At 69.3% G+C, this 2678-nt stretch carries 1 protein-coding gene; it reads right to left on the reverse strand.

What is annotated here, in order from left to right:
• Positions 1-2678, reverse strand: a 2678-nt coding sequence (locus ACFXHB_RS44665; RefSeq protein ID WP_380582959.1) for a condensation domain-containing protein, incomplete at both ends; no start/stop codon positions are given.

Consider the following 2678-nt stretch of genomic DNA (forward strand, 5'->3'; position numbering starts at 1 on the left):
ACATCGCCCGCCGTAACCGCGACCGCCCCCGGCGTCGCCGCAGCCCGCAGTTCGAACAACTCATGCACCGTACGGTCACCGGAATCAGCCGCCACAGGGCCGGATCCGAGGATGAACTCCCTTTCCCCTTCAGGAAGATAGGTGACCTGCGCGCGGTGATCGGGGCGGTTCGCCATCGCTTCGAGGACGGCCCGGTACATGTCTGCGATGCGCTGCGCGTGCTCAGGAGCGAGGGTGGGGGTGACGTGGGTGAGGATGACGTGGCCGGCCCGGCAGGAGACGGTGAGAGTGTGCTCGGTGGGGCTGTCGTCGATGCCGCCATGAGCGTCGATCAGGTCGTGGTCGACCTGCCGGAAGTCCTGGTAGTTGAAGCTGACGTTGATCAGGCGTCCGGCACCGGCCTGGCGCTGGATGGCGGGCATCGGGAAGTGGCGGTGGGGCCACAGCTCGATCTCGCGCTCGAAGGTGCGCCGCACCAGGTCGCGCCAGGTACCGGTCATCGGGTCGACCGGGAAGGGCAGGGTGTTGAGGTACATGCCGGGCACGCGGTCGGCGCCGGTGGCCTCGGGGCGGGCGTCGCAGACCAGGCCGAGGTGGAAGCTGGCCTGGTCGGTGAGCTGGCTCATCACCTTGGTGTGCGCGGCGACCATGACGCTCTTGAGGGAGGCGCCGGCGGACCGGGCGAGGGCGCGCAGGCCGCCTTCGAGGTCGTGCCACGGCACGCCGACCTGATGCGTGGTCACTGGCGCACCGAAGTCGGTGGCGTTGAGGCCGGTGGGCAGGGCGAAGGGAGTACGGCCGTCGACGACGCGCTGCCAGTACGCGGCGTGCTCGGGTGACGCCAGGGCGTCGAGTTCGGCGGCGATGAAATCCGCGTACCGCACGGCGGCGGGTTCGGGTGTCTCGGGTGTTCGGCCGTCGCGCAGGCTTCGGTAGGTGGTGAGCAGTTCCATCAGGAGGGTGTGGTAGCTCCAGCCCTCCATGACGGGGTGGCACTCGGTGATCGAGATCCACCAGCCGCCCGGATCGGTGTCGCTGGTGTGGGCGTGGTAGCGCATCAGCGGCGGCGCGTCGAGGTCGAACAGCGTGCCGCGTTCGGCGGCGGTGAACGCCTCCAGCCGCTCCCGGGTCCCGGCCTCGTCCAACCCGGTGAGGCGGGTAACGCCGACAGCCGGCTCGGCGGTGGCGTGGACCAGCTGCAGCGGACGCGAGTAGCCGGTCAGGTGAATCGAGGTGCGAAGGGCCTCGTGACGGGCGACCAGGATCGCGGAGGCCTGCGTGAACGCCTCCGGCGAGAAGGTGTCGGTGTCCCGGATGCGGTAGGTGGAGACGTTGTGGTACAGGTTACGACCGGTGTCGGCGAACATCTCCACGACCATGCCGGTCTGGATCTGCGACAACGGGTAGGCGTCGACGACGTCGGCGGGCAGCTTGACCCGGTCCTCGTCCCCGATGAGCGCGAACGGGGCGACACCCACGGTGGCGAGGGACTCGGGCAGGGCCAGCCCGGTCACTGCGGCAAGACCTGCCACCGTCCGGGCGGCGAACACGTCCCGCACCGTCGTGGGGAAACCGGCCGACCGCAGCGCACCGACCAGCGCCACCGCACGGATCGAGTCACCGCCCAGATCGAAGAAACTGTCGTGAACACCCACCCGCTCCGTACCCAGGATCTCCGTCCACACCCCCGCGATCTGCTTCTCGCTCTGCGAACGCGGCGCCACGTAGGCGGTGTGGGCGTAGGAGTCCTGATCGGGGGCGGGCAGAGCGTGCTTGTCCAGCTTCCCGTTCGCCGTCACCGGCACACGCTCCAGCACCACGAAGGCCGCCGGCACCATGTACTCGGGCAGGACCTGCCGCAGCCGTTCCCGCACTTGGGCGAGGTCCAGCTCGATCGACTCGTCGACGGTGACGCAGTACGCGGTCAGACGCTTCTCCCCCGGAACGTCCTCACGCACGACGACCACCGCCTCGCGAATGCCGTCGAGCACCGCCAACGCCGCCTGGATCTCACCGAGTTCGATGCGGTAGCCGCGGATCTTGACCTGGTCATCGATGCGACCCAGCACCTCCAGCGTCCCGTCCACCAGCAGCCTGGCCAGGTCACCACTGCGATACATCCGCTCACCCGGCACACCGAACGGGTCGGGAAGGAAACGCCGTGCCGTCAGACCCGGACGGTTCAGATACGCACGCGCAAGACCCGGCCCCGACACGTGGACCTCTCCGGGCACACCCACCGGCACCAGCTCGCCGTGCGCGTCCAGCAGCCGAACCGTCAAGTCCGACAACGGCACACCCACCCGGCTGCCCGCATCCGGCGCGAAGTCCACCTCACCGATGCGGTAGAAGGTGGTGTGGACGGTCGTCTCGGTGATCCCGTACATGTTCACCAGGACCGGGCGCCCCAGGCCCATCCGCTCCACCCACGGCCGCAGGTCCGCCACGTCCAGTTTCTCACCCGCGAACACCACCGCCCGCAACACCAGCCGGTCCACCCGGCCGTCACCATCGGCCGCTGCCGCGGCCAACGACCGGAATGCGGTGGGTGTCTGGGACAGGACCGTCACACCCTCCCCCACCAGGAGGTCGAGGAACTCGTCGGGGTTGCGGGTGGTGGGGGTTGGGACGACGACGAGGCGGCCGCCATTCAGCAGGGCGCCCCACATCTCGAAGAC

The sequence above is a fragment of the Kitasatospora sp. NPDC059327 genome (genome assembly GCF_042752535.1).
In the GTDB taxonomy this organism is placed as follows: Bacteria; Actinomycetota; Actinomycetes; order Streptomycetales; family Streptomycetaceae; genus Kitasatospora.